Here is a 2043-nt window from a genome sequence, read left to right on the forward strand (position 1 = left end):
CGTTTGATGCTGTGTTTTTCGCAGGTATCGCTGTCTATGCCCCGGCCAATTGCGGTAACCGTACAACGCTGATGCTGCAGCAAGCTTTGTGTTGCTGCAAGTAGTGATGAAAATCTGGTCTTATGCATCCTTTCAGGGGTGACAAAAGAGAGAAAATGAGCGAGCATAGTTTTCACATTCATGGCTGTTAGTGGCTTGGTTTAGTTTTGGCGAACGATCAGATCGTGAACGGCCATGAATGTTCCCTTCTCGCCTAACTTTTTGTTTTCTCTAGCTCATTTGTGGGGATACCTTAGGCGCTATATGGCACATCATTGAAGTATTATGACGGTATAGCAGCTTGGGATGAATTTGGTGGCACGCCATCACCAGCGGTGGAATTGCCAGAGTCGATAGCCATCAAGTATGTAAAATGTATACAGGGGTTTTGTTTATGAAAAAAGCCATATTTGCAGTGTTGTTTTGCTATGCGGCAACGGCTACCGCGTCTCTTGAACCAATTTATATGAACCGGCTAACATTTAGCCAGTTGCAGATGAGTGCAGAAACGCTTGATAATATAAATGTCGATATGATAGGTGTGTTAAGTTTAAACAGTGATGGCCGAGTGTATTTATGTGAATCGCTTGATGCTTGTTTATCGTGGAGTCCTACCAAGCTTGAGGTAGATATAGCGGCGTTGAAACGATATGAGCAATATGAACAATATGATACTGATTGGTACAGTATCTTTGATCTCTGTCATGTTCAGGTTTCTGGGGAATATGTCCGTGATGCAGCGGAAGATTATGGGAACCGTTTGGGGCTCCTTACCGGCAATAATATCAGAATAATGCTATCCGTTTCTCGTGTGGATTATGCCGATTTTAATCCACATTGCAGGGCTTGGAATCTAGCCGTTGAAACGTCGAAAAAAAATGGTAATGAAGCATTTTTACTTGAAAGAGTTAAACGAATGAAGTTCCAAACTCATTAGCGCTACCTCGAGTGAGTTTGGCGGAACGCCATCACCAGCGGTGGAATTGCCAGAGTCGATAGCCATCAAATATGTAAAATGTATACAGGGGTACTGTCTATGAAAAGAGCCATATTTGCAGTGTTGTTATGCTATGCGGCTACCGCTACCGCGTCTCTTGAACCAATCTATATGAGCCGGCCAACCTATAGTCAGTTGCAGGCGAATGCAGATACCTATCATGATACCCATGTCGGCATGATGGGTGTGTTGAGTCTGAATGCAGATGGCCGTGTGTATTTATGTGAGTCGCTAGATGTCTGTTTATCCTGGAATCCAAATAAGCTCGAAGTGAATAGAGTCGCGCTTAAGGAATCTTTGGGAAAAAATTATAAACGTCTTGACCGTTGTCATGTGCATGTGTCTGGCACTTATATTCGTGATGAGGTGAATGACTTCGGTATTCGAATAGGCTTACTGAGCGGCAGTCTTATCCGGGTACAGTTATCTATTTCAAGAGAAGATTATGCTGAGTTTAATCCGCATTGTGATGTTTGGAACCAGGCTGTAGAGACATCTAAGAAGCCGGGGAATGAGAACATGCTTTCAGAAATAATAGATCGCATGAAATATACTGTTATGTGATTATCACAGCGTTTGTAGACAACTGGTTCAAATCAATATTAATCACACTGGGTTTGTGAGGCAAGCGACACAAGGTAGAGTGTGCGAGCTGGCGGATTAGGCTGTAATGTTGTGGATGATGGGAGGGTGTTTTATCGATAAGCCGCGTGGCCTTTTGCGCTCTATGGGACTTCGTTAAAATACTATGATGGCATAGCAACCTGGAATGAGTTTGGCGGAGTTTTGCCGATTAGAGCACCACATTTATTGGTTGTGAGGTTGATATGAAAGCTTATTATTTATTGTTCTTGTTCGTTTTTTTTCCGGCTTTAGCTGTCGATTATGATCTATTCTCCTGTTCGCTAAAGTTAGATCCTAAGTAGCTTTTTGACAACATATTGCAGCCGCCGGCTGAAAGCAAAAAGTGACTTGTTATCGTTAGATACTTGGATAATGGTTGCATG

At 42.8% G+C, this 2043-nt stretch carries 2 protein-coding genes; both read left to right on the forward strand.

Features of this window, described 5'->3' with window-relative positions; translation table 11 throughout:
* Nucleotides 1–433 precede the first annotated feature (433 nt).
* Nucleotides 434–976, forward strand: a complete 543-nt coding sequence (locus QWF21_RS17950) for a hypothetical protein (protein WP_330089415.1) — start codon at nt 434–436, stop codon at nt 974–976.
* 99 nt (nt 977–1075) lie between these two features.
* Entirely contained in the window at nt 1076–1600 is a 525-nt protein-coding gene (locus tag QWF21_RS17955; protein ID WP_330089416.1) for a hypothetical protein, read from the forward strand.
* Nucleotides 1601–2043: the final 443 nt, after the last annotated feature.

The sequence above is a fragment of the Alkalimonas mucilaginosa genome, assembly GCF_036327005.1.
Lineage (GTDB): Bacteria > Pseudomonadota > Gammaproteobacteria > Enterobacterales > Alteromonadaceae > Alkalimonas > Alkalimonas mucilaginosa.